General features: G+C 71.8%; 3 protein-coding genes. All 3 read right to left on the reverse strand.

The window, feature by feature from the left end; all coding sequences use genetic code 11:
* A partial coding sequence (locus ACIQKA_RS34920; protein WP_383438741.1) for an adenosylhomocysteinase occupies positions 1–726 on the reverse strand: 726 nt, incomplete at its 3' end.
* A 4-nt stretch (positions 727–730) separates the two neighbouring features.
* Positions 731–1,699, reverse strand: coding sequence for a methylenetetrahydrofolate reductase [NAD(P)H] (gene metF / locus ACIQKA_RS34925; RefSeq protein WP_383160569.1), 969 nt, complete (start codon positions 1,697–1,699; stop codon positions 731–733).
* 17 nt (positions 1,700–1,716) lie between these two features.
* Positions 1,717–2,010: vitamin B12 dependent-methionine synthase activation domain-containing protein (locus tag ACIQKA_RS34930; protein ID WP_402543411.1), on the reverse strand; the 294-nt coding region annotated here is incomplete at its 5' end.

The following is a 2,010-nucleotide window of genomic DNA, read 5'->3' on the forward strand; positions in this document are numbered from 1 at the left end:
GATGCCGTCGATCAGCGAGTGGCGGCAGCCGTACTTGTTGTCGAACTTCGACTTCGTCACGGCGTCGTTCACGTTGATCGCCGGGAACAGCAGCGACCCCGACCGGAACATCTCGTACAGGCGGTGCACGCCCGTCGTGGTCTCCTCGGTCACGCCGCGGATCCCGGACGCCAGCCGGCCCCAGTCCAGGGCGCTGTCGCCCAGCAGGCGCAGGACGACGGCCATCTCGTCGTTCTCGGCGGTCGACGGGTCGGGCACGGCGCCGGCCTTCTGGTACTCGACGCCCTTGTGCACGAGGACGGTGGCGTCGCCGCCGTCGTCCAGGATCATGTTCGGGCCGTCGGCGCCGGGCCAGGTCAGGGCCTGCTCGGTGCACCACCAGTACTCCTCCAGGGTCTCGCCCTTCCAGGCGAAGACCGGGATCCCGGCGGCGGCTATCGCGGCGGCGGCGTGGTCCTGCGTCGAGTAGATGTTGCAGGACACCCAGCGGACCTCGGCGCCGAGGGCGACCAGGGTCTCGATGAGGACGGCGGTCTGCACGGTCATGTGCAGCGAGCCGGTGATCCGGGCGCCGGCGAGCGGCCGGCGCTCGGCGTACTCGCGGCGGATCGACATCAGACCGGGCATCTCGTGCTCGGCGAGGGTGATCTCCTTGCGGCCGAACTCCGCGAGGGAGAGGTCGGCGACCTTGAAGTCGGTGAAGTCGGCGGGAGCCTGGCTGGGCATGGTGCTACTCCGGGGTGTCGAGGTGGAGGTTCTGGTGGATCTCTAGGGTCGCGGTGGACCGGTTGAGGGTGATGTAGTGCAGGCCGGGAGCGCCCTCGGCGAGCAGCCGCTCGGCCATGGCCGTGGCGTACTCGACGCCGATGGCGTGCGCGTCCCCGGGCCGGTCCCGGGCGGCGTCCAGCCGCCGGGCCAGGGCCCCGGGGAAGTGCGCGTCGCTCAGCGCGGCGAAGCGCTCGATCTGCCGGACGTCGGTGGCGGGCATGATCTCGGGGATCACCGGGGTGTGGCAGCCCACGGAGGCGAGCCGGTCGCGCAGCCGCAGGTAGTCCTCCACCTGGAAGAACATCTGCGTGATGGCGTAGTCGGCCCCGGCCCGGCACTTGGCCGCGAAGTGCGCGACGTCCTCGGACCAGGTCCGCGAGCGCGGGTGGCGCTCGGGGAAGGCGGCGACGCCGACGGTGAAGTCCCCCAGCCGCCTGATGAGCCGGACGAGTTCGTGGGCGTGGTCGAAGCCCTCCGGGTGGGCGGTCCACGCGCCCTTCGGATCGCCCGGCGGGTCCCCGCGCAGGGCGAGGACGTCGCGGATGCCGGCGTCGGCGTACTGCCCGATGATGTGCCGGAGCTCGGCCACGGAGTGGCCGACCGCCGTGAGGTGGGCGACCGGCCGCAGGGTGGTCTCGGCCGCGATCCGCTTGGTGACCTCGACGGTGCGGTCCCGCGAGGAGCCTCCGGCGCCGTACGTGACGGAGACGAAGGAGGGGGCGAAGGCCTCGATCCGCCGGATCGCGTTCCAGAGGGTGCGCTCGCCGGCCTCGGTCCTGGGCGGGAAGAACTCGAACGAGAACGACGGCTTCCCCGCGGCGAGCAGCTCCCGGATGCCCGGGGCCCGTCCCGGCCGGGGGCTCGACGGGGCCGGAGGGACCGGCGGGACCGGCCGGACCTGGTCCGGTCGTCCTTCGACGACTGCGGTCATGGACTCGTTCCTTTCGCTCACCGTGCGTTGAAGTACGTGGCTTCGGGGTGGTGGAGGACGATGGCGTCGGTGGACTGTTCGGGGTGGAGCTGGAACTCCTCGGAGAGGTGGACGCCGATGCGTTCGGGCTTGAGGAGATCGGCGATCTTGGCGCGGTCCTCCAGGTCGGGGCAGGCGCCGTAGCCGAGGGAGAAGCGGGCGCCGCGGTACTTCAGGGCGAACATGTCCTCGACGTCCGTGGGGTCTTCGCCGGCGTAGCCGAGTTCGGCGCGGACGCGGGCGTGCCAGTACTCGGCGAGGGCCTCGGCGAG

Source organism: Streptomyces sp. NPDC092045 (assembly GCF_044756005.1).
In the GTDB taxonomy this organism is placed as follows: Bacteria; Actinomycetota; Actinomycetes; order Streptomycetales; family Streptomycetaceae; genus Streptomyces.